Here is a 21,155-nt window from a genome sequence, read left to right as displayed (position 1 = left end):
CTGCCCTTCTGGAGTGGCCTCCGCCGGCGTTCTGTACTGTTTCCCTTGCCGGGTATCCTCAAGAATTGCGAACTACGCAGTCGCGGCGCTCGTATCGACCCGCGCACTGTAGAAGACACCATCCTCTTCAAGAGAGGCGATTTCCTCGTCTGTGTAGCCGAGACTCGCTGCGACAGTAGTGTTGTGCTGGCCCAGGTCGGGGGCCACCTGATAAATAGTGGTGTCGCAGTCGGAAAACCGGAACGGCAAATTGGGCAACCTCAACGCCCCATAGCGCGGATGTTCCTGTTCCACGATCATGCCGCGCGCCTGAATCTGCGGATCGGCCAGCACCTCGTCGATGCGTTGCACCTTTGCGCAAGGGACGTCGATGCTGTCCAGCAGGGCGAGAACTTCCGACACACGTCGCGCCGCGACCCACGGATTGATGACGGCTAGAATTTCCTCACGTCCGGCGTTGCGCCCATTGAGACTGTAGAAGCGGGAGTCAGAGCTAAAGCCTTCCGGGCCACCGTGGGATTCGACGAGGGCTGCGAAACGCCGCCATGCATCGTCGACCTGCGCGGCAATCACGACGTATCCGTCGGCCGCGGTGAACACTCCGTACAGCGTCGACGTCGGCATGTCATGCCCGGTCTGCTCGGGCAGGACCCTGCCGCCCGAGAGCGTGTAGCACTGCACCGCATACTCGTGCATGGAGACCAGCGTGTCGTATAGCGCCATATCGATATGCTGGCCCTTACCCGACTTGACCCGCCCGAGCAGCGCCGCGTTGATGGCGGCGACGGCGTGGATGCCGGTGTACATGTCGCCCAGTGAGATGCGAAGCAAAGGGGGCGCCTCGCCCGGCGTGCCAATCATTTGCATGATGCCGCTCTTGGCCTCGGCGATTAGTCCGAAGCCGGCCCGATGCGCGTCAGGCCCGGTGTGGCCGTAGGCAGAAATTGAGCAATAGATGAGGCCGGGGTTGCGCGCCGACAAGTCGGCATAGCCCAGTCCCAGCTTTTCCAGCGCGCCCGGGCGGTAGTTCTCGACGAACACGTCGGCCGAATCACACAACCGTTGCATGAAGGCCTTGCCGCGCGGATCCTTCATGTTGACGCTCACGCCGCGTTTGCCCATGTTGAGCTGGAGAAAGTAACCGCTTTGCTGGTCATCGAGGACGGTGGCATGCTGCCGGCCGGCGTCACCGCTGCCAGGGCGCTCGACCTTGATCACCTCCGCACCGAGAGCCGCCAGGCAGCGTCCCACGTACGGACCGGCCAGGAAGTGGCTGTAGTCGATGACGCGAATTCCTTCAAGTGGACGAGCTTGCATCAGACTGCTCCCGGACGGCGCGGCACCATCAGGCGATGTTCGCCGCGTTGCACCACCTGCCCGTCCTGGTTGATCAGTTCGGACGGCAGGGTGACGATGCCCCAGCCGGCGCGGCTCTTGCTCGGCCGCATGACGCCAACGCGGAATTTCACATGCAGCACGTCGTTAACCTTGATGGGCAGCAGAAAGTCCCATGTCCAGCCGAGGGACATGCCGGGAAGGAAGCGGTATTCGCTTTGCGTTTTCAAGCCATCGGCGATGGACAGGCCGAACAAGCCGTGGGCCACAATGCAGCCGAAGTGGCTGGCATTGGCGTAGTCCTCGTCGACGTGTACCGGCGTGTGGTCGCCGGTGAGTTCGGCGTAGGCCAGGATGCGAGCCTTCGTCACGGTGTAGGTCGGACTGGTGCACTCGTCGCCCTCCCGGGCGTCGTCCCAGTATTTCTCGATGATTGTCACTTTCATGCCTCCGCACGAGGGTTGATGGCCAGGGCTTGCGCGACGCACGAGGCGGGCTTGGCCTGAATGCATTCCACGGCCAGGCCGTCGGGTAGCCGTAGCCAGTTGCGTCCTTGCGTCATTTCTTTCACGTCGTAGCGCTGCGCCGCGGCGAGCACCGCCTCCAGGTCCTCGCACATCACGCCGAGGTGGGCGAGCCGGCCCTCCGGACCATCGTGACCAGGAGCGTGGATAAACTGCAGTCCGCCGAGCGTCCAGTACTGCCGCGGCTCGTCGGGTGTTCCGTCCACCTCGCGCATCGTCATGCCGAAGACGTCCTCGAAGAAGCGGATGTGCCAGTGGATATCTTTTACCCAGATGGCGACGTGTTCCAGGTAGGCCTTTGGTGAGTTCATGAAACCGCTCCCTGCCGCTGCTGCCGATCGGCCATGGCCCGCTCCACGCCCTTGATGCAGGCCACCAGGGTTGCGTTGACCGGCGTGGGCACACCATGCCGCTGCCCCCATCGAACGACGGAGCCGTTAATAAAGTCGATTTCCGTGACGGAGCCCTTCTCGATGCTTTGCAACATTGACGTCTTGAATGCGGCTGGGAGCCCTTCCGCGGCCAACACCCACGCTTGCTCAGGGTCCGTCATGGACAGCCTGACGCCTGCCGCCTGTGCCGCGGCCATCGCCTCGGCCACTGCTGCCAGCGAGGTCGCTTTGAGCACCGATTCTTCGTAGAGCTGCCCGTAGGTCAGGCCGGTGATGCCGGTGATCGCGCCCGTGGCGACGTTGACCAGCAGCTTGTCCCACATCGTGCCCATGATGTTGTCGCTGACTTTGGTCGTCAGGCCGGCAGTGTTGAAGGCATCGGCGATCGCATTGACGCGGCTGGTAAGGCGACCGTCGAGTTCCCCGATATGGGTAGCCTTGCCGATCACGCCGGATTCGATGTGCCCCGGACCGCGCAGCACGCCTCCGACGTATGTCTTGCCCGCCAACACGCGCTCGCGGCCCACAATGTCGGCGAGAATGTCTTCATGTCCGAGACCGTTCTGCAGCGACAGCACGAGCGTGTCTGGTCCGACCAGTTCCATTGCGCCACGCATGGCGGAGTCTGTATGGAAGGACTTGACCAGGACGATCACCAGATCGGCAACACCGACCTCAGCCCCGCGCGTTGTCGCGCGGACTTTGACCTGCCTGGAACCGCTGGCATCGTCGACCCGCAGGCCGTCACGGCGCATGGCGTCGACGTGCGCTTCGAAGCGGTCGAGGAGCCAGGTCTCGTGGCCGCCTTCAGTGAGGGTGGCACCAATTGCGCAGCCCAGCGCGCCGGCACCCAGAATTGCAATCTTCATGGCATCTCCTTGGCATGTGCCTACACGATAGGAGGAGCCTGTTATTGTGACAATGCAATGGGTAACATAGCATCATTGCGTATTACAATAATGCGATGACACCGACGGACCTTCCGGACCCGAAGCTGCTCCAGCTCTTCGACCTGCTCTATGACACTCGCAACGTGACACGCGTGGCAGAGCAGCTCGGTCAAAGCCAACCGACCATCAGCATCTGGCTAGGGCGCCTTAGAAAGCACTTACAGGATCCCCTGTTCATACGTACGCCCGGCGGGATGGCACCGACGCCACAGGCGGACGCACTCATCGGGCCATGCCGGGAGATCCTTGAATCGCTAAGGCGCTTCGCCGCCTGGGAAGTGGCGTTCGACCCGCTCACCGCACTGCGCCGGTTTCGCATCTGCATGACGGACGCCAGCCATATCACGTTGCTACCTCGCCTGCTGGCGCATCTGCGCGCCCAGGCGCCGGGCGTGAAGCTAGAGGCAGCGCGGATCGACGGCAACACGGAGCGGGCTCTGGAATCCGGGGAGGCCGACCTCGCGATCGGCTATGTGCCTTGGCTGAGCGGAGGCATTTACCAGCAGCAGTTGTACGAACAGGACTGGGTGTGCCTGGCCAACCGCCAACACCCGAGAATTCGCGCCCGGCTGGGATTGAAGCAATATTGCGCGGAGGGACACGTCGCGATCGCGTCAGGCACCGGCGCGCAGCTTCTCGACCAGGCACTCGTGAGGAACCGCATCGAGCGGGTGGTAGTACTGGAGTTGCCGGGATTCCTGGGACTGGGGGCCATCATCAGGAGCACCGACTTGATTACTACCCTGCCCCGGCATATCGGCGAAACCCTGGCGCAAGCCAACGACTTGGCCGTGCATGCCTGCCCGATCGCGGTAGATGGCTTTGCAGTTCGTCAGCACTGGCATGCGCGGTATCACCATGAGGCGGGCAATCGTTGGCTACGCAGTCAGATGACGCAATTATTTGGAAGTACACATCAAGGAGCGGAGTCCCGCACCTGAACAGTGCCGAGTGCGCTAACCACGCGAGTCGCGCTGGACCACGGCTGTCGCGAGTCGGTGGGCGCGTTCGCTCGCCTTTTTGGCGTCGCGTTGTGCAAAGGACGTCCGGCTTGAGACGCTTCCCCGTTTCCTTTACGGAGAGAAGGGTGAACGTCCGCATGGACGGCCTTGCCGCGACGCCCAGCATCGGAACGCAGATTCGACTAGTCCCGCTTTTTGTAACGCTCGGCGGAAGCAAACAGAATCTGGTTGACCCGATTCACATCTCGACAGCCCAAAACCGATGACGCCGCTCACGCCGCAGATTGCGCTGACCCCGGCCGCAGCGCGGCCCGCACCACGAACGCCATCACCACCGCGAAGACCAGCATTGCCGCCAGGAAGTAAAGGCCGGCCGCCAGGCTGCCGGTCGCATCCTTGATCACGCCAATGCCATACGGCCCGAAGTAGCCGCCGAGGTTGGCCAGCGAGTTGATGGTGGCAATGCCCACTGCCGCGCTGGCGCCGGTCAGGAATTCACCCGGCAGCGCCCACACCACCGCCTGGATCGAATAGATCGAGAACGCGGTCAGGCAGATAAACAGGAACTGCAGCACCGGCGACTGCACCCAGGCACTCAATGCCATGGTGATCGCGGCCATCCCCGACACCACTACGATATGGCCGTAGCGCTCGCCCTTGCGGTCCGAGTGGCGCGGCACTAAGTACAGGCCGACTACCGCGAACAGATAGGGCACCGCCGACAGCAGGCCTGTCATCGCATCAGTGACGCCGAACTGCTTGATGATGGTCGGCAGCCACAGGGACAGCCCGTAGATGCTCAGCGGGAACGGCAGGAACAGCAACGACAGCAGCAGTACGCGCTTATCCTTGAGCGCGTGCAGCGGGTTGCCATGCGGCTTGAGTGCATAGGCTGCCTGGTCGGCGGCAAGTTCGCGCTCGATCCAGGCGCGGTCGGCCGGTGCCAGCCATTTGGCACTGGCAGGCGCTTCCGGCAGAATCTTCAACGTCGGCAGGCACAGCAGCACCGCGGGCAGTCCGCTCAGCACGAACAGCGTCTGCCAGTTGGACATACCGAACGCGCCCTGCGTCGACAGCACGAGGCCGGCAATCGGTCCGGTGATAATCAGCGCGATCGGCTGGGCCAGCACCAGCAGGCCGATGATGCGCGCGCGATGGCGCATCGGGAACCACTTGGTCAGGAAGTACAGGATGCCCGGATACAGACCGGCTTCGGCCGCCCCAAGCAGGAAGCGCAGTACATAGAAGCTGTGGGCACCCTGCGTGAACGCCATTGCCATGGTGATCAGGCCCCAGGTCAGCAGGATGCGCGCGAACCAGCGGCGTGCGCCGAAGCGCTCCAGCGCCAGGTTGCTCGGCACTTCGCACAGGAAGTAGCCGACGAAGAACAGACCCGCGCCGAGGCCATAGGCCGCGTCGCTGAGACCGATCGCCGCGTTCATGTGTAGCTTGGCAAAGCCGACCACCGAGCGATCGATATACGCCACCACGTAAATCAGCGCCAGGAACGGGATCAGCCGGCGCACCAGCATGCCGATGATGCGGGTCTCTTCCTGCGCTGGTGCGCCGATTTCTTGTCCTGGGACGGCGCGCTCCAGCGGCGCGGTCTGCATGCCTTGCTGCATGGCTAGTCTCCTCTATTCTTTTATGGGGTCACGCGCGCCGCGGAGGCCGCGCGCATTCAGTGCATCTGTTGGATGGTCAGTGCGAGTGGCGCGGTACCTCGCGTCCGCGGCAGCCGACCAGGAAGTCGAGGTCGCAGCCTTCGTCCGCCTGCAGCACGTGGTCGACGTAGAGCTTTCGATAGCCGCCATCGGCGGGCGCCTGCAGCGGCTGTACCTCGGCCATGCGGCGCTCGAACTCGGCGGGATCAATATCCAGATGCAGGCGCCCGGCCTCGCAGTCCAGTTCGATCCAATCGCCGTCGCGCACGATCGCCAGCGGCCCTCCGGCGGCAGCCTCCGGTGCCACATGCAGCACCACGGTGCCGTAGGCGGTGCCGCTCATGCGCGCATCGGAAATACGCACCATGTCCTTGATGCCCTGGCGCAGCAGCTTGGGCGGCAGGCCCATGTTGCCAACCTCCGCCATGCCTGGATAACCGCGCGGGCCGCAGCGCTTGAGGACGAGGACGGAATTCTCGTCGACATCGAGCGACTCGTCGACGATGCGCTCCTTGTAGTGCTCCAGGTTCTCGAACACTACCGCACGGCCGCGATGGCGCAATAGCTTCGGCGTTGCCGCCGACGGCTTGAGCACTGCGCCGCGCGGCGACAGGTTGCCGCGCAGGATACGGATGCTGCCGTCGCGGATCAGCGGCTTGTCGAGCGGGCGGATAACTTCGTCGTTGGTGATTGGTGCGTCCCTGACGTTGTCCCAGATCGCCTTGCCGTTGACGGTCAGCGCGTTCGGATGCGGCAACAGTCCGGCCTCGCCCATGCGGCGCAGCACCGCGGGCAAGCCGCCGGCATAGTAGAACTCTTCCATCAGGAAGCGGCCCGACGGCATCAGGTCGACGATGGTCGGTGTGTCACGCCCAACGTGGCTCCAGTCTTCCAGTTCCAGCGGCACGCCGATGCGGCCAGCGATTGCCTTCAGGTGAATCACGGCGTTGGTCGAGCCGCCAATCGCCGCATTGACGCGGATCGCGTTCTCGAACGCCTGGCGCGTCAGGATCTTCGACAGCGTCAGGTCTTCGCGCGCCATCTCAACGATGCGGATGCCGGACATATGTGCCAACACGTAGCGACGCGAATCGACCGCCGGGATCGCCGCATTGTGCGGCAGTGAAGTGCCCAGCGCTTCGGCCATGCAGGCCATGGTCGAAGCGGTGCCCATGGTGTTGCAGGTGCCGGCCGAGCGCGACATGCCGGCTTCGGCCGACAGGAACTGGTGCAGGTTGATCTCGCCCGCCTTCAGCGACTCATGCAACTGCCACACCGCCGTTCCGGAGCCGATATCCTTGCCGTCGAGCTTGCCGTTGAGCATGGGCCCGCCAGTGACAACGATGGCCGGCACGTCGCAACTGGCCGCGCCCATCAGCAGCGCCGGCGTGGTCTTGTCACAGCCAGTCAGCAGCACCACCGCATCGATCGGGTTGCCGCGGATCGCTTCTTCCACGTCCATCGCGGCCAGGTTGCGGGTCAGCATGGCGGTCGGGCGCAGGTTCGATTCGCCGTTGGAGAACACTGGGAATTCCACCGGGAAACCGCCGGCCTCGTACACGCCGCGCTTGACGTGCTCGGCCAGCTTGCGGAAATGCGCGTTGCAGGGCGTGAGTTCCGACCACGTATTGCAGATGCCGATCACAGGGCGGCCGTCGAACGCGTGCTCGGGGATACCCTGGTTCTTCATCCAGCTGCGATACATGAAGCCGTTCTTATCAGCGGTGCCGAACCACGCCGTCGAGCGCAGCGGCTTACGTTGCTTGTCCTTGGAATCCGACATGTTGTTCCTGATGCGAGGGCCGCGGAAAGGGCGCGGAGATGGCAGGGACGACGGATCCAGCGGTTTGGCGCATATAGCCAGCGCCACGCTGTCTCCGATTATTTTTGTTGGCCGGAGTGTATGCAGCTTGGCGATATACTACTAATGAAGAGTTAGGAGTTTTTGATATCGATATCGGCATTGGTATTTACCCTATGGAAGTCCCCGGCGTTTCCGCTGCAGCTGATGCACCGCCTGCGGCATCCTCCTGGCACAGCCACACCCGCCTCAAGACACGACAGTTGCTGCTATTGCTGGCCGTCGCCGACGAGGGCAGCATCCACCGCGCTGCGGAACGGCTGGCGATGACACAGCCGGCCGCATCCAAACAGTTGCGCGAGCTGGAAGAGGTGCTGTCGGTCCCCCTGTTCGAGCGCCTGCCGCGCGGCATGGCGCCGACGGACTATGGCCGCGCGATGATCCGGCATGCGCGCGCGGTAGTCGGCAGCCTGAACCAGGCGCGCGAAGAAGTTCTGGCGCTGAAGGCGGGCCGGCTCGGCCACGTGGCGATAGGCGCGATCACCTCGCCTGGCGTGCGGCTGCTGCCACCGGCGATTGCGCGGGTGAAGGCGAGCTACCCCGGACTACGCGTTTCCGTAGAAATCGACAGCAGTAACGTGCTGCTTGACCGGCTCGGGCAGGAAAAGCTGGACATGGTGGTCGCGCGCCTGTTTCCCGAGCACGACAAGGGTCGATTGCGCTACGAGCCGATGGCGGAAGAGCCGGTCTGCGCCGTGGTGCGGCCCGGCCACCCGATGCTGGCGGCGCCCACCCTGGCGCTGGCGGACACCACGAACGCCGCCTGGCTGATACCGCCGGCAGGCACGGTGCTGCGCCACCGCTTCGAGCTGATGTTCCAGCGCGCCAGCCTGGCGCCACCGACCAATGTAGTGGAAACCGCCGCGCTGCTGTTCCTGACGCGCATGGTGACGCAGTCAGACATGATCGCGGTGCTAACGGCGGACGTGGCGCAGTACTACGTGACGTTCGGCATGGTAGAAGTGCTGCCGATGGCCATGCCCTGCCGTATGGACGATTTCGGCCTGATCACGCCGACCGACCGGCTGATGTCGCCCGGCGCGCTACTGGTCGCGGATGCGCTGCGCGAGACGGCACTGCGCATTTACGACCAGTAGTGCCAGCATTAACTGCATCTATACCGCGGTTAAGCCTCGGGGCTATGCCTCCGCCGCTGGCTTCCCGGCCCGGCTTTCAGGATCGCCACCAATTGCCTTGCCGAAGCCGACAACGCGCCGCCGCGCCGCGTAACGATGCCGAAGGTTTCCTGCCGCGATTGCAGCGGCACGGGTAGGACGCGCAGCATCTTCTGGCGCACGAACAACTCGGCCACGCTGGCCGGCAGCAGCGACACCAGCGCGGGATCGCGCTGCAGCATCGCCACGGTGATCAGCGCCGATGACGTGGAGATCGCATTGGCGGGAAACCTGACGCCGGCATGGTCCAGCTCGCGCTGAAGCAGTGCGTGCATCGGCATGTGTCCAGCGTAAGTGATCCAGCGATAGCCGGCGAGGTCGGCAAAGCCCATGGCGCGTACGCGAGGCGCGGGATGAGCGTGACCGACCACCACGGACACCTGCTCATCGCCAAGCGGATGGTAGTGATATTTGCCGGGTTCATCACTGACTAGAGAGCGGCCGAGAACGAGGTCGAGGTGGCCATCGTCGAGCTGCCCGAGCAGGCGCAGGCTGGTGTCTTCGACAATTTCGAGCGCCAGGTTCGGATGCGCTTGCCGCAACTGCTCAAGCGCCGGCACCAGTACATCCGGTACTGCGCCCATGATCACGCCGACGGCAACGCGCCCGCCGCTGCCGGCGCGGATGTCGGCCACTTCCTCGCACATCGCGCTCAGGTCCGCAACCAGCTGCCGGGCGTGGCGGATCACGCAATGACCAAAGGCGTTGGTGCGCATGCCGCGTTTGCTGCGCTCGAACAGTGGCGCTTCCAGCATCCCCTCCAGTTCCTGCAACGACTTGCTGGCAGCGGACTGGGTCATCGCCATCGCGGCGGCAGCCTGGTGCAGTGAGTGATGCTCGTCCAGTGCGATCAACAGCTGCAGTTGCTTCATGCGCAGGCGGCCGGTGAGGGTGTCCAGGGTGGATTTCATGTTGTAGCCAAGTGAGTCGTAAAAGCGATCACCAGATGGAAAGATTTCAATATACAGGCCCTCTCCCCGCTCGTATATTGCCCCGACCTGCCAACTGCCTACTATCCGAGCCGGCCACGTGCCGACCGCAAGGAGGAGACATGACCCGATCCCACCCGCCCGTCTACCGCGGCGTATTCCCGGTCGCGCCGACCATCTTCGATGAGCAGGGCGGCCTCGACCTTGACGGCCAGCGCCGCTGCATCGACTTCATGATCGATGCGGGCTCGCACGGCATCTGCATCCTGGCCAATTTCTCCGAGCAGTTCGTGCTGACCGACGACGAGCGCAACGTGCTGATGAAGACCGTGCTGGAGCACGTGGACGGCCGCGTGCCGGTGATCGTCACCACCACCCATTTCAGCTCGCGCATCTGCGCCGAGCGCAGCCGCGCCGCGCAGGACGCCGGCGCCGCGATGGTGATGGTGATGCCGCCCTACCACGGCGCCACCATCCGAGTGCCCGAGCGCGGTATCTATGACTTTTTCTCCGTGGTCTCGGATGCCGTCGATATCCCCATCATGATCCAGGATGCACCGGTCAGCGGCACCACGCTGTCCGCGCCCTTCCTGGCCCGCATGGCACGTGAGCTGGCCAATGTTTCGTACTTCAAGATCGAAGTGCCGCAGGCCGCGGCCAAGCTGCGCGAATTGATCGAGCTGGGCGGCGACGCCATTGTCGGGCCGTGGGACGGCGAGGAAGCCATCACGCTGATGGCAGACCTGGAAGCGGGCGCCACCGGCGCGATGACCGGGGCGGGCTTTCCGGACGGCATCCGCCAGATCCTGGACGCATGGCAGTCCGGCGACGCTGAACTGGCGGCGCAGCGCTACCAGCAGTGGCTGCCGCTGATCAACTATGAGAACCGGCAGGGTTGGCTGGCGACCAGCAAGGCGTTGATGAAGGAAGGTGGGGTGATTGCCTCGGACGCCGTACGCCATCCGCTGCAACCGTTGCATCCGGCCACGCGCGAGGGGCTGCTGAGGATTGCGCGGCGGCTGGATCCGCTGGTGCTGCGCTGGGCCCGTTGAACCTCAAGGAAGGACAAGACATGACGCTCTCTGGTGAACTCCTGATCGGCCACCGCGCGGTTCGCGGCACCCACGGCACGCTGCACGCCATAGACGCCGCCACCGGCGCCACGCTCGAACCGGCATTCGGCGGGGCCACGCCGGCACAGCTCGACGAAGCCTGCGCGCTGGCATGGCGGGCCTTCGACACCTACCGCGAGATCGCGCCCGCGCGGCGCGCCGATTTCCTCGAAACCATCGCCGGCAACATCCTGGCGCTAGGCGATGCGCTCATCGAGCGCTGCGCCAGCGAATCGGGCCTGCCGCGCGCCCGCATCGAAGGCGAGCGCGGCCGCACCGTGGGCCAGCTGCGGCTGTTCGCCGGCATGCTGCGCCAGGGCGATTTCCTGGAGCTGCGCGTCGACCCGGCCCAGCCCGAACGCCAGCCATTGCCGCGCCCCGACCTGCGCATGCGCCAGATCCCGCTGGGCCCGGTCGCGGTGTTCGGCGCCAGCAACTTCCCGCTGGCATTCTCGGTCGCGGGCGGCGATACCGCGTCCGCACTGGCCGCGGGCTGCCCCGTCATCGTCAAGGCGCATCCCGCGCATCCCGGCACCTCTGAACTGGTCGGCCGCGCCATCCAGAAAGCGGTCGCGGACCTGGACCTGCCCGAAGGCACCTTCTCCCTGCTCTTTGATACGGGGCTGGAAATCAGTCAGGGGCTAGTGGCGGACCAGCGCATCAGGGCGGTCGGCTTCACCGGCTCGCGTGCAGGCGGACAGGCACTGATGGCAATCGCCGCAGCGCGCCCGGTACCGGTTCCCGTGTATGCCGAGATGAGCAGTATCAACCCGGTGCTGCTGTTCCCGCATGCGCTGGCCAACCGCGCGCCAGCCATCGGCATGGCTTTTGCCGGTTCGCTGACGCTGGGCGCCGGACAGTTCTGCACCAACCCCGGACTCGTGCTGGCGGTGGAAAGCGAGGGCCTCGACCGGTTCCTGGATGCGGCGGCCGCAAGCCTGGCGGAAATCGGCGCACAGAGCATGCTGACCGCCGGCATCCTGCATGCCTACTGCAACGGCGTCAGCGCGCTTGCGCAGCATCCGCAGGTACAGTTGGTGACGCGCGGCAAGGCAGGCAATGCACTGCAAGGACAAGCCGCGCTGTTCAGCACCAGCGCCGAAGCTTTCCTGGGTGACGAGACGCTGCGCCACGAAGTCTTTGGCGCGTCGTCGCTGGTGGTGCGCTGCCGCGACGCAGCAGAAATGCGACGCGTGGTCGAATCGCTGGAGGGCCAGCTTACTGCGGCTCTGCATATCGACCCAGCCGACCACGATGCCGCGCGCACGCTGCTGCCCGCGCTGGAGCGCCTGGCTGGTCGCATCCTCGTCAATGGCTTCGGCACCGGCGTTGAAGTCGGGCACGCCATGGTCCACGGCGGCCCCTGGCCGGCCACGTCGGATGGCCGCTCGACTTCGGTCGGCAGCCTCGCCATCGCGCGCTTTGTGCGGCCGGTCAGCTATCAGGACATGCCCGCGGACCTGCTTCCCGCCTCGCTGCGCCCCGACTGCGAGCAGCGCCACGCCTGGCGCCTTGACGGCAAACTGCAGCGCTAGGGAATCGCTTATGTGGACGCAGCATCGCCAGCGGGACCTGCTCGGCTTAGTGGCACGGAACGCCCCGCTCATACGCTAGTCCTGCGCCTGCTGCAGGAATATCTCGACACCGCGACTTGCTCCGGACCTGCCGGTGCGGCGGGCGGCAATCACTCGGCCAGCGGCTCGCGGCTGAATGCATCCAACTCGCGGGCGAGGCTCTGCGCCGCCAGCCTGACCAGCGCAGCGCCCTTCGCCGGATTCGCCAGTCCCGGGTCGGAGCCAATGCGGCCGTCGGGATAGCGCGCGCGGAAGTCCAGCGCTTCGCGGATCGGGCCCGAGGGCGCGATCTTCGGCGCATAGTCCGCATGTTTTGCGGCATCGGGAAAGGCCCACTGGGTGATCGCGATCTCCGACGGCGTGGCATGCGCGCCATGGCCCTGCGGGAACTGCTCGCGCGCCAGCTCGCCGACGCCCTCCAGATCCCACCAGTTGCAGAGCTTCAGCGCGAATCCCGCGCGGCGCCTGGCAAAGCTGGCTTCGGCATAGAGCTCGGAGAACGCGGCATCGATCGAAGCCACGTTGCCGCCGTGGCCGTTCAGGAACAGGATCTTCTCGAACCCGTGCCCCGCGAGCGAACGGACCCAGTCGCCGATCGCCGCGATAAAGGTGGACGGACGCAGCGAGATGGTGCCCGGGAAGGCCAGATGATGCTGAGCCATGCCGATATTGAACGTCGGCGCCACCAAGATATCCGCGCTCTTCTCCGCTTCATTCGCAATGATCTCCGGGCACAGCCAGTCGGTACCGAGCAGCCCGGTCGGACCATGCTGCTCGTTCGAGCCGATCGGGACCACGATGGTGCGGCTGCGCGCAAGGTATTGCTCGATCTCAGCCCAGGTTGAAAGATGCAGTCGCATAGGTACTCCTGTCTTGGTCCGTGCGCCGGACGTCATGGATGGCGTTGTGTCCCGCAGCGCGAGATCACTGTTTCGCGGGAAGCTTGTTGGCGAGGATGATCAGGGCGGCCAGCAGCGGCAGGCAGGCCATCAGCAGCACGCCGAGATGGAGGTTGCCGGTTGCCGTCTTGGCCCAGCCGATGATGGCGGGCCCCCAGAAGCCGCCCGACAGCCCGATGGTGTTGATCAGCGCAATGCCTCCGGCCGCCGCCGGCCCCTTGATGTATTCGGCGGGCATGGCCCAGAACACCGTGTACGCCATCCAGAGCCCCATGGTGGCGAGGGTGAGCAGCACCAGCGACACGGCCAGGTTGCCATCGGCCAGGATCGACGCGGCCAGCAGCGCACCGGCGGCCAGCGCCGGCAGCGCGCTGTGGTAGCGCCGTTCGCCCGAGCGGTCGGACTTGCGGCCCATGTAGTACATGCCGAATGCGGCAGCCACGTAAGGCAAGGCGGAATACCAGCCCAGTGTCACCGTATCGGCCACGCCCTGCGCCTTGATGATGGTCGGCAGCCAGAAGCTGATGGCGTAGATGGTGGCGATGATGCAAAAGTAGGCCAGTGCGAGCACGTAGACCCTGGCATCCTTTGCGACCGCCTTGAACGAGTGCTTGTGCGCCGCCGCATGGCCGAGTTCCGCTTCGAGCAGGCGCCGCTCCTGTTCGCTGAGCCAGGCCGCTTGCGCCGGGCGATCCGGCACCAGCCGCAGCGCGAGGATGCCCAGCGCCACACAGGGCAGCCCCTCGACCAGGAACATCCACTGCCAGCCGGCCAGGCCGGCATGGCCGGCAAGCACAGTCATCAGCCATGCCGAGGCCGGGCCACCGACAATGCCGCCGATCGGACCCGCCAGGAACACGATGGCAATGGCGCGGGCCATGCGTTGCGGCCCGTACCAGCATGACAGGTAGTAGATCATCCCCGGTGCGAAGCCGGCCTCGAAGATGCCGAGCAGGAAGCGCATGGCATAGAACATCGGCACATTGCGCACGAACAGCATGCAGGCGGACGTGATCCCCCACAGCACCAGGATGCGGCTGAACGTCTTGCGTGCCCCGACCCGCGGCAACAGCAGATTGCTCGGGATTTCGAACAGGACATAGCCCAGGAAGAAAATGCCGGCTCCGACGCCATATGCTGCGTCCGAGAACGCCAGGTCGCCTTGCATCTGCAGCTTGGCGAAGCCGATGTTGACGCGGTCCAGGTAGGCAAACAGATAACAGATCAGCAGGAATGGCAGCAGGCGCCAGTTGATCTTGCTGTAGAGGGCTGTGGCGTCGTCGACGGTGCTCGGGGTTGGGATTGCCAGCATGCTGCCTGTCTCCGGGTGGGGTGTGTCAATGCATCTTTTATGGCGTTGATATTGGCAGCGGCGGCGAGGTGGGCAAAGAGCAACTAAGTCCACGATCCGTTCCCTTTTGGGCAACAGAAGCCCGGGGGGCGGCGCCAACGCCGCACCCGATGTCGTGTCGTGTCCCGCGCCGCACATGACAGGCAAGCGATGCCGGGTTCAGGTATCGTTGTTGCCCCGGCCAATTACACATTGAGCAGGCGGTTCAACATGCGAGAGATCAATCAGCAGCGGTTGCGGTATTTCCGTGAGGTGTTGGCGCGAGGGACCATCCGCGGCGCTGCCGAAAGCCTCAATACATCGCCATCGGTGATCACCCGGCAGATCCGCCTGCTCGAGGAAGAGCTCGGCGCGACATTGTTCGAGCGCGAACCACGGGGCCTCAAGCCGACCCTGGCAGCCACGCACCTGCTCGAGTTCTGGCGGGGCTATCGTTCGCATCAGGAGAAGCTCGAGGACCAGTTGCACTCGCTCAAGGGGCTGCAGCAGGGCGAGATCCGCCTGGTACTAAGCGAGGGCTATGTGGATCTGCTGGTCAACGAAGTTCTGGCGCAGTTCTGCGCGCGCTACCCCAGACTCGATATCCGCATGGACATCCTGGCGGTGGATAGCGTGCTGGAGGAAGTCGCGGAAAGCCGCGCGCATATCGGCCTGGCCTACAATCCGCCGCCGCATCCGCGCATCGAGTACCGCGCAAGCGCTCCGCAACCGGTGGTCCTGCTGGTCCGCCCCGGCCACCCGCTGGCCCAGCGCGGCGGCCCGGCCAGCATCCAGGACCTGCTGGCCTATCCGCTTGCAATGATGCCGGCGTCGTTTGGCGTCGGGCATGCACTGAGCATGGTCGAGTTCGCCGAGAACATCTCGATCCGCGCGACGCTGGTTAGCAACTCGCTGACGGCGCTCAAGCAGTTCGTTGCCTACGATCATTACATGACGTTGATCGGGGAGTTCGCTGCATATCGCGAGATCGCGGCGGGAACGCTCGTCGTCGTGCCGATCGATCACCCCTTGTTCCTGCGCACACATGCCCGGCTGCTGGTGAAGTCCGGCAGGCCGCTACCGGCGGCAGCGCTCGAACTGCTGGATCACATCACCCGGTATATGTCGATGTTCGCGCGGCACGGCGCCGACGGAGACGGGCAGTAGTGCAGTAGCCCCGCCGTCCCGCGGGCGGGAGCGCAAGCGGAATGCGGGATGCTTCGGGATAGCACGCACACCGGTCAGTTGCGGCAGCTGGGCGGCCTGCAATTCCGCACCCCGCGCCGTGCGCCGGATGGTTTGCGGCGGCTGGCTGAAGGCCTGAAGGCCTGAAGGCCTGAAGGAAGGCATGGTGCCGGCGGATCCCCGGCGGGATGGATGGGCTGCTCAGGATGATGCCGTGCTGGCCGGCGAAGACGCCGCCTGTCGCCGCGCAGCGCCGTGCGCCGCACGGCTTTCCTTAGGACTGCAGCCGAATTGCGCGTGATACCAGCGCGAGAATCCGCTTGGCGCGGAAAAACCGAGCAAGGTCGCCACCTCGGTCAGCGGACGATCGCTCTCGATGACATGGCGCGTCGCGAGCTCCGTGCGGATTTCGTTAACGATCGACGAGAAGCTCTGCCCCTGCTCGGCCAGCCGTCTCTGCACCGTACGGCATACCACGCCCATGTGTTCGGCCACCTGCTCGATGCTGCAGCGCCCGCTGGGCAGCAGCAGCGGGATCGTGCGCCGCACGTCCTCAAGCATGCTTGCCTGCTGCGGCATGGCGGACTCGTCTATCAGACGCTGGGCATAGCGCACCATGGCCGGATCGGCCCACGGATTGCGGGCATCGAGATCTGCCTTCGCGCAGATGATGCCGTTGAAATCACAATCGAATTCGACGTAAGGACCGAAGAAACGGTGATGCGTACTAAGATCGCGCGGCGCCGGGTGCTCGAAGCACACGCGCTGCGGCTGCCAGTCGGGCTTCAGGAGCTGGCGGATCAATCGCACCATGACTCCTAGCGCCAACTCGACCCGTTGGCGAGTCGGCTGATGCGCATTGCCCGCGATCAGCGCCTCGCGAATGATGACCAGATCGCCACATTCCTCGACCGCCAGCGATTGAGCACCATTGAGCATCCGCTGGTAGCGGATCAGCATGCCAAGCGAGTCGCGTAGCGTCGCCTGGTCCCGGATCAGCATTCCCACCGCCCCAAGATTGGACAACAGGCGGGATTCGGCCATGCACAAGCCAAAACTCTCGTTGCCCGACAAGGTCGCGGAGGCCTGTAGCAGGCGGCCGAAACGCTCCACCGGGATCATCAGGTCGGGCTCGTGAAGGACGCTCGGACTGATCCCGGCGTCAATCATCATCCGCACCGGATTCAGCCCGGCGGCACGAGCAACCTCGCTGTAGTTGGTGAGGGCCGCGGCGCGGACAAGTAACGACATCAGGGACGACACTGAACATTGACAGCCCATGATAGATAGCTGCCATGTGTTGTCAAGCAAGGATAACCCGACGCCCTCCGCTCCAGGAATCGAGCTCCCCATGTCAGCACCGGGTGTCGCAAAAAGCCAAGTGCAAGACGTACAAGGCAAAGCGTGAAATGTCCCCAGGCAGGATGATCCGGGCACGCTATTCGGGAATCGGTCGAACGTGATGCAAGCTTCCTTGCACTCACCAACACTGCAGGAGACAAGGAAATGAAGATCAGGCAAATCACCCCCGCCATCGGGGCCGAGATTACTGGCGTCAACCTCGGCGAGGCGGCGCGCGATCCGGCGCTCTTCGCCGAAATCAAGGCGGCACTGCTCAAGCACCGGGTCCTCTTCTTTCGCAAGCAGGAAATCACGCGCGCCGATCACGTGGCCTTCGCGCGCTGCTTTGGCGAACTGGAAGACCATCCTGTCGCCGGCAGTGTTCCCGAATATCCGGGCCTCGTGAAGGTCTACCGGAGCGACAACCCGCACAGCTACGAGAACAGCTATCACTGCGACGGCCTCTGGCGCCCCAATCCGGCCATGGGTGCCGTGCTGCGCTGCATCGAATGTCCCGAGATCGGCGGCGACACCATCTGGGTCAACATGGTGAAGGCGTATGAGGAGCTGCCGGAGGAGATCAAGGCAAAGATCGACGGCCTGCGCGCCCGGGCCAGCATCGAGCACAGCTTCGGCGCGGTCATGACGCCGGAAAACCGCGCCAAGCTCGCGCAGGATCATCCGCCGGTCGAGCATCCGGTGGTGCGGACCCATCCGGAGACCGGGGAGAAGATCCTGTTCGTCGGCGCCTCGTTCACAACGCACTTCACCAACTACAGCACGCCGGCCAACGTGCGCCATGGCATCGACAAGTCGCCAGGCGCCTCCCTGCTGCTCAACTACCTGACCAGCCGCGCCACCATTCCCGAATACCAGGTGCGATGGGCCTGGCAGGAGGGCGACGTAGCAGTCTGGGACAACCGCTGCACGCAGCACTACGCCGTCAACGACTACTTCCCGGCACCGCGCAAGCTGGAGCGCGCCGGCATCGTGGGCGATATCCCATACTGAGGCGCAAGCGGGCCAGCGGGTGGGTCAGGGCATCATGAAAGCGATCTGGTACGAGAAGCAAGGGCAGGCCGAGGAGGTACTGGCATTCGGCGACCTGCCCACGCCGCGACCGGCACCCGGCGAAGTACGCGTGCGGCTCCATGCGTCGGGCGTGAATCCGGCCGATGCCAACCGGCGAGCGGGACGCATGCATGGCGGCATGGAGTTCCCGCGCATTATTCCCAATAGCGACGGTGCTGGCGTGATCGACAGGCTTGGTGACGGCGTCGACCGAAGGATGCTCGGGTCGCGAGTCTGGCTGCATTTCGGACAGCGCGGGCGCCCTTTCGGTACGGCGGCGGAATACATCTGCCTCCCACATGAGTTGACATCGCCACTGCCGGAGCACCTGGACTTCACGCAGGGCGCATGCCTGGGCATTCCGGCCATGACCGCCTACTGGAGCCTGTTTCAGCATGGCGCGATCAAGGGAAAGCGGATCCTCGTGACCGGCGGCGCCGGCGCCGTCGGGCACTACGCGGTGCAGCTCGCCAAGTGGGGAGGTGCGTATGTCGTGGCCACCACCAGCCCGGGGCGCAAGGCGGCCCACGCCACACTCGGCGGCGCCGATGTCGTGATCGACTACGCAGCTGCGGATGCCGCGCTGCAGATTCTCGTTGCCACTCAGGGACATGGTGTCGATCATATTGTCGACGTCAATGCGGTCGACAATGCAGGGCTTTGCCTGCAGGTCGCCGCCCATCATGCGCAGTGGGTCTCGTATGCCAGCGGCGCCCACCAGGCACTTCCCCTGGTCGCTCTGATTCGCAAGAATCTCTGCCTGCAGGGGCTATACCTGCCCGCTTTGCCCTATGAGATTCGCTGGATCATCCAGCAGGGATTGTCGCACTGGATGAGTGACGTCCCCGATGCCATTCATGCTGTCGACAGTATCTTCGACTTGCGAGACACCGCGCAGGCTCACCTGGCTGTCGAGGCGGGCACCAAGCTGGGCACCGTCGTGGTCCGGTGCAATACGGCAAGTTAGCCAACATCAGCCAACGGTCGTGATTGCTCCCGGCTTTCGCGATCACATGCCGGAGCACTGGCAACTCTGAGCGGGAGCGCGGAGCGGCGACCGCCCTCGCCGCCGTCAGCCTTCGCGCTTCGCCAGCACCTCGCGGATGATCCGCAGGAAGGCCTCGGCCGGCTGTCCACCCGAGACAAGATAGCGCTTGTCGAAAATGATCGACGGAACGGAGCTGATCCCCATCGACTGGAATTGCGCCACCTCGCCGCGCACCTCGTCGGCATACTCGCCGCTCTCCAGCACGCGTTGCGCTTGCGTGGCATCGAGCCCCACCGATCGGGCCGCTTCCAGCAGCACCTCGTGATTGCTGGGGTCCTTGCCGCTGCCGTGATAGGCCTTCAGCAGCGCCTCCTTGAGCGCAAGCTTCTTGCCCTGCACGCCCGCCCAGTGCAGCAGCCGATGACCATCGAAGGTGTTGTAGACGTGCGTCCTGGGGGCGAAGGTGAAGCCCGCGCTGGCACCGCGGTCGCGGATCAGCGCCTGCCTCTCGGCGACTTGCGCGGCCGTGCTGCCGTTTTTCTTGCTGGCGTAGTCGAGAAGCGTCTGCCCTTCCGGCGGCATGTCGGGATTCAACTCGAACGGATGCACGACGATCTCGGCATCCACTTCGTCTCCGAGTTGCTCCAGCGCCTGCTTGAGCGACGACAAGCCGATGGCACACCACGGGCAGGCGATATCGGAGACAAAGTCGATCGTGAGTGCTTGAGTCATTGAGGTCTGGTGCGATCGTTGATGGCGCTGGCCATTGGACGAGCAAGGGTTGTCCGAAGGCGCGCAAGCGCGACTTCCACAACCCCGCCGCCGTCAGTCCGGAGTGAAGTTGATGGAGCGCAACAGCTTGCCCTGGCGCTCGTAGGATTCGCGCATATCCTTCAAGAGCTCTTCAGTAGTGGTCAGCGAGCCGGGCTCCATGCCCATCGCTTCGAGCCTTGGGCGCAGCGCGGGCGATTGCGTTACCATGAACACCGCCTCGCGCATCCTGGCGATCACGGCAGGCGGTACGCCAGACGCCGACCAGAGTCCCATCCAGCTCACGTCGCTGAGGTCGGGATATCCCAACTCGGAAAAGGTGGGAACACCGGGCAGTGCCGCCATGCGCTTGGGCGAAGCCACGGCATAGGCCCTGAGCTTCCCGGCCTTGATGAAGGGCAACGAAGTCGCCGGGCCGTCGAACATCAGGGGTACTTGTCCGCCCATGACATCCTGCAGAGCGGGCGGCGAACCCTTGTAGTTCACCGTGCCCGCATCGAGCCCGGCGAGGCGATTGAATTGCACGCCCATCGTATGGCCACGCGTGCCGACACCGAAGTTTGCATAGTCGACCTTGCCCGGGTTCGCCTTGATGTACGTGACCAGCTCCCCGAGATTCTTCGCGCGCAGGCCGGGATTCCCGACCAGAATGAGGCTGGAGCGCGCAAGCTGGGCAATCGGGACGATATCCTTGAACGGGTCGTACGGCGCCTTGATGACGTGCGGGACTTCCGAGGCGATCCCCTTCTGGATCAGGAGAAACGTGTAGCCATCACGCGGCGAAGACAGCATGCTCTGAACGGCGATGGTGCCGCCCGCGCCAGGCTTGTAATCGACGATCACCGCCTGGCCGAGCGGAGCCTCGAGCTCATGGGCAACCAGGCGCGCCACCATGTCCGCGGTACCGCCCGGAGGCGCGCCTACAAGTATGCGAACAGGTTTGGTGGGCCATTCGGCGGCGCGGGCAGCATCCATGGCCGGCATCAGTGCGCCAAAGGCAAGCGTAAGCGCCATGCCCTGGCGCACTATCTGTGTGAAGCAGTTCAATGCAGTCTCCATTCAGTCGGACCGGCCGCTGGCGAGCGCAGCGGA

19 protein-coding genes are annotated in these 21,155 nt (G+C 64.6%); 7 read left to right on the top strand and 12 right to left on the bottom strand.

Annotated elements, in window-relative coordinates:
• Positions 1 to 72: 72 nt before the first annotated feature.
• Genes AC3FNH_RS06870 through AC3FNH_RS06855 form a run of 4 tightly spaced genes read right to left on the bottom strand, consistent with a single transcriptional unit; the run spans position 73 to position 3,120 of the window.
• Positions 73 to 1,317: a CaiB/BaiF CoA transferase family protein gene (locus tag AC3FNH_RS06870; protein WP_488719483.1), complete on the bottom strand. Its 1,245-nt coding sequence runs from the start codon at positions 1,315 to 1,317 to the stop codon at positions 73 to 75.
• Positions 1,317 to 1,775, bottom strand: coding sequence for a MaoC family dehydratase (locus AC3FNH_RS06865; protein ID WP_276103217.1), 459 nt, complete (start codon positions 1,773 to 1,775; stop codon positions 1,317 to 1,319). The genes AC3FNH_RS06870 and AC3FNH_RS06865 overlap by 1 nt, the downstream gene beginning before the upstream one ends.
• 2 nt (positions 1,776 to 1,777) lie before the next feature.
• Positions 1,778 to 2,170 carry a VOC family protein gene (locus tag AC3FNH_RS06860; protein WP_488719482.1) on the bottom strand — a complete coding sequence of 131 codons (393 nt, stop codon included), beginning with the start codon at positions 2,168 to 2,170 and terminating at the stop codon, positions 1,778 to 1,780.
• Positions 2,167 to 3,120 (bottom strand): ketopantoate reductase family protein, encoded by a 954-nt coding sequence (locus tag AC3FNH_RS06855; protein ID WP_488719481.1) that lies wholly within the window; start codon positions 3,118 to 3,120, stop codon positions 2,167 to 2,169. The genes AC3FNH_RS06860 and AC3FNH_RS06855 overlap by 4 nt, the downstream gene beginning before the upstream one ends.
• A gap of 95 nt (positions 3,121 to 3,215) precedes the next feature.
• Here AC3FNH_RS06855 and AC3FNH_RS06850 point away from each other — a divergent pair, with 95 nt between their 5' ends.
• Positions 3,216 to 4,142 carry a LysR family transcriptional regulator gene (locus tag AC3FNH_RS06850; protein ID WP_488719480.1) on the top strand — a complete coding sequence of 309 codons (927 nt, stop codon included), beginning with the start codon at positions 3,216 to 3,218 and terminating at the stop codon, positions 4,140 to 4,142.
• Positions 4,143 to 4,435: 293 nt separating this feature from the next.
• Here the strand turns inward: AC3FNH_RS06850 and AC3FNH_RS06845 are convergent, their stop codons facing one another.
• Positions 4,436 to 5,776 carry an MFS transporter gene (locus tag AC3FNH_RS06845; RefSeq protein ID WP_488719606.1) on the bottom strand — a complete coding sequence of 447 codons (1,341 nt, stop codon included), beginning with the start codon at positions 5,774 to 5,776 and terminating at the stop codon, positions 4,436 to 4,438.
• Positions 5,777 to 5,864: 88 nt separating this feature from the next.
• Positions 5,865 to 7,610 (bottom strand): IlvD/Edd family dehydratase, encoded by a 1,746-nt coding sequence (locus AC3FNH_RS06840; RefSeq protein ID WP_488719479.1) that lies wholly within the window; start codon positions 7,608 to 7,610, stop codon positions 5,865 to 5,867.
• Positions 7,611 to 7,804: 194 nt separating this feature from the next.
• On the opposite strand from AC3FNH_RS06840, the gene AC3FNH_RS06835 reads away from it, so the two are divergent.
• Positions 7,805 to 8,785, top strand: coding sequence for a LysR substrate-binding domain-containing protein (locus tag AC3FNH_RS06835; RefSeq protein WP_488719478.1), 981 nt, complete (start codon positions 7,805 to 7,807; stop codon positions 8,783 to 8,785).
• 29 nt (positions 8,786 to 8,814) lie between these two features.
• Here AC3FNH_RS06835 and AC3FNH_RS06830 read toward each other — a convergent pair whose 3' ends face one another.
• Positions 8,815 to 9,774: a LysR substrate-binding domain-containing protein gene (locus AC3FNH_RS06830; RefSeq protein WP_488719477.1), complete on the bottom strand. Its 960-nt coding sequence runs from the start codon at positions 9,772 to 9,774 to the stop codon at positions 8,815 to 8,817.
• A gap of 140 nt (positions 9,775 to 9,914) precedes the next feature.
• On the opposite strand from AC3FNH_RS06830, the gene AC3FNH_RS06825 reads away from it, so the two are divergent.
• On the top strand, positions 9,915 to 10,844 hold the full coding sequence (locus AC3FNH_RS06825) for a dihydrodipicolinate synthase family protein (protein WP_488719476.1): 930 nt from the start codon (positions 9,915 to 9,917) through the stop codon (positions 10,842 to 10,844).
• 20 nt (positions 10,845 to 10,864) lie between these two features.
• The gene (locus AC3FNH_RS06820; RefSeq protein ID WP_488719475.1) at positions 10,865 to 12,439 is read left to right on the top strand and encodes an aldehyde dehydrogenase (NADP(+)); all 1,575 of its coding nucleotides are present in this window, start codon (positions 10,865 to 10,867) and stop codon (positions 12,437 to 12,439) included.
• A 149-nt stretch (positions 12,440 to 12,588) separates the two neighbouring features.
• On the opposite strand, the gene AC3FNH_RS06815 is transcribed toward AC3FNH_RS06820, so the two are convergent.
• A complete protein-coding gene (locus AC3FNH_RS06815) occupies positions 12,589 to 13,338 on the bottom strand; it encodes a creatininase family protein (protein ID WP_488719474.1) in 750 nt (249 codons plus the stop codon).
• 64 nt (positions 13,339 to 13,402) lie between these two features.
• Positions 13,403 to 14,689 carry an MFS transporter gene (locus AC3FNH_RS06810; RefSeq protein ID WP_488719473.1) on the bottom strand — a complete coding sequence of 429 codons (1,287 nt, stop codon included), beginning with the start codon at positions 14,687 to 14,689 and terminating at the stop codon, positions 13,403 to 13,405.
• Positions 14,690 to 14,938: 249 nt separating this feature from the next.
• Between AC3FNH_RS06810 and AC3FNH_RS06805 the strand changes: the two genes are divergently transcribed.
• Entirely contained in the window at positions 14,939 to 15,874 is a 936-nt protein-coding gene (locus AC3FNH_RS06805) for a LysR family transcriptional regulator (RefSeq protein ID WP_488719472.1), read from the top strand.
• A 219-nt stretch (positions 15,875 to 16,093) separates the two neighbouring features.
• Here the strand turns inward: AC3FNH_RS06805 and AC3FNH_RS06800 are convergent, their stop codons facing one another.
• Entirely contained in the window at positions 16,094 to 17,143 is a 1,050-nt protein-coding gene (locus AC3FNH_RS06800) for an AraC family transcriptional regulator (RefSeq protein WP_488719471.1), read from the bottom strand.
• Positions 17,144 to 17,398: 255 nt separating this feature from the next.
• Here AC3FNH_RS06800 and AC3FNH_RS06795 point away from each other — a divergent pair, with 255 nt between their 5' ends.
• Complete coding sequence (locus tag AC3FNH_RS06795; RefSeq protein ID WP_276101366.1) at positions 17,399 to 18,244, top strand: TauD/TfdA dioxygenase family protein; 846 nt, start codon at positions 17,399 to 17,401, stop codon at positions 18,242 to 18,244.
• Between the two features lie 34 nt (positions 18,245 to 18,278).
• Positions 18,279 to 19,271 carry an NADPH:quinone reductase gene (locus AC3FNH_RS06790; protein ID WP_488719470.1) on the top strand — a complete coding sequence of 331 codons (993 nt, stop codon included), beginning with the start codon at positions 18,279 to 18,281 and terminating at the stop codon, positions 19,269 to 19,271.
• A gap of 105 nt (positions 19,272 to 19,376) precedes the next feature.
• On the opposite strand, the gene AC3FNH_RS06785 is transcribed toward AC3FNH_RS06790, so the two are convergent.
• Both AC3FNH_RS06785 and AC3FNH_RS06780 read right to left on the bottom strand, forming a co-directional pair.
• Positions 19,377 to 20,024 (bottom strand): DsbA family oxidoreductase, encoded by a 648-nt coding sequence (locus tag AC3FNH_RS06785; protein ID WP_276101364.1) that lies wholly within the window; start codon positions 20,022 to 20,024, stop codon positions 19,377 to 19,379.
• Between the two features lie 93 nt (positions 20,025 to 20,117).
• The gene (locus AC3FNH_RS06780; protein WP_488719605.1) at positions 20,118 to 21,077 is read right to left on the bottom strand and encodes a Bug family tripartite tricarboxylate transporter substrate binding protein; all 960 of its coding nucleotides are present in this window, start codon (positions 21,075 to 21,077) and stop codon (positions 20,118 to 20,120) included.
• Between the last annotated feature and the right edge of the window lie 78 nt (positions 21,078 to 21,155).

The organism is Cupriavidus sp. 22TCCZM01-5, assembly GCF_057798915.1.
This window is presented reverse-complemented; position numbering and strand designations above follow the sequence as displayed.

Coding starts and splice junctions, on each gene's coding strand:
- AC3FNH_RS06795 (WP_276101366.1), top strand. CDS start 17,399: ATGAAGATCAGGCAAATCACCCCCGCCATCGGGGCCGAGATTACTGGC.
- AC3FNH_RS06820 (WP_488719475.1), top strand. CDS start 10,865: ATGACGCTCTCTGGTGAACTCCTGATCGGCCACCGCGCGGTTCGCGGC.
- AC3FNH_RS06785 (WP_276101364.1), bottom strand. CDS start 20,024: ATGACTCAAGCACTCACGATCGACTTTGTCTCCGATATCGCCTGCCCG.
- AC3FNH_RS06860 (WP_488719482.1), bottom strand. CDS start 2,170: ATGAACTCACCAAAGGCCTACCTGGAACACGTCGCCATCTGGGTAAAA.
- AC3FNH_RS06870 (WP_488719483.1), bottom strand. CDS start 1,317: ATGCAAGCTCGTCCACTTGAAGGAATTCGCGTCATCGACTACAGCCAC.
- AC3FNH_RS06810 (WP_488719473.1), bottom strand. CDS start 14,689: ATGCTGGCAATCCCAACCCCGAGCACCGTCGACGACGCCACAGCCCTC.
- AC3FNH_RS06790 (WP_488719470.1), top strand. CDS start 18,279: ATGAAAGCGATCTGGTACGAGAAGCAAGGGCAGGCCGAGGAGGTACTG.
- AC3FNH_RS06850 (WP_488719480.1), top strand. CDS start 3,216: ATGACACCGACGGACCTTCCGGACCCGAAGCTGCTCCAGCTCTTCGAC.
- AC3FNH_RS06805 (WP_488719472.1), top strand. CDS start 14,939: ATGCGAGAGATCAATCAGCAGCGGTTGCGGTATTTCCGTGAGGTGTTG.
- AC3FNH_RS06815 (WP_488719474.1), bottom strand. CDS start 13,338: ATGCGACTGCATCTTTCAACCTGGGCTGAGATCGAGCAATACCTTGCG.
- AC3FNH_RS06855 (WP_488719481.1), bottom strand. CDS start 3,120: ATGAAGATTGCAATTCTGGGTGCCGGCGCGCTGGGCTGCGCAATTGGT.
- AC3FNH_RS06845 (WP_488719606.1), bottom strand. CDS start 5,776: ATGCAGACCGCGCCGCTGGAGCGCGCCGTCCCAGGACAAGAAATCGGC.
- AC3FNH_RS06780 (WP_488719605.1), bottom strand. CDS start 21,077: ATGGCGCTTACGCTTGCCTTTGGCGCACTGATGCCGGCCATGGATGCT.
- AC3FNH_RS06830 (WP_488719477.1), bottom strand. CDS start 9,774: ATGAAATCCACCCTGGACACCCTCACCGGCCGCCTGCGCATGAAGCAA.
- AC3FNH_RS06800 (WP_488719471.1), bottom strand. CDS start 17,143: ATGTCGTTACTTGTCCGCGCCGCGGCCCTCACCAACTACAGCGAGGTT.
- AC3FNH_RS06835 (WP_488719478.1), top strand. CDS start 7,805: ATGGAAGTCCCCGGCGTTTCCGCTGCAGCTGATGCACCGCCTGCGGCA.
- AC3FNH_RS06840 (WP_488719479.1), bottom strand. CDS start 7,610: ATGTCGGATTCCAAGGACAAGCAACGTAAGCCGCTGCGCTCGACGGCG.
- AC3FNH_RS06825 (WP_488719476.1), top strand. CDS start 9,915: ATGACCCGATCCCACCCGCCCGTCTACCGCGGCGTATTCCCGGTCGCG.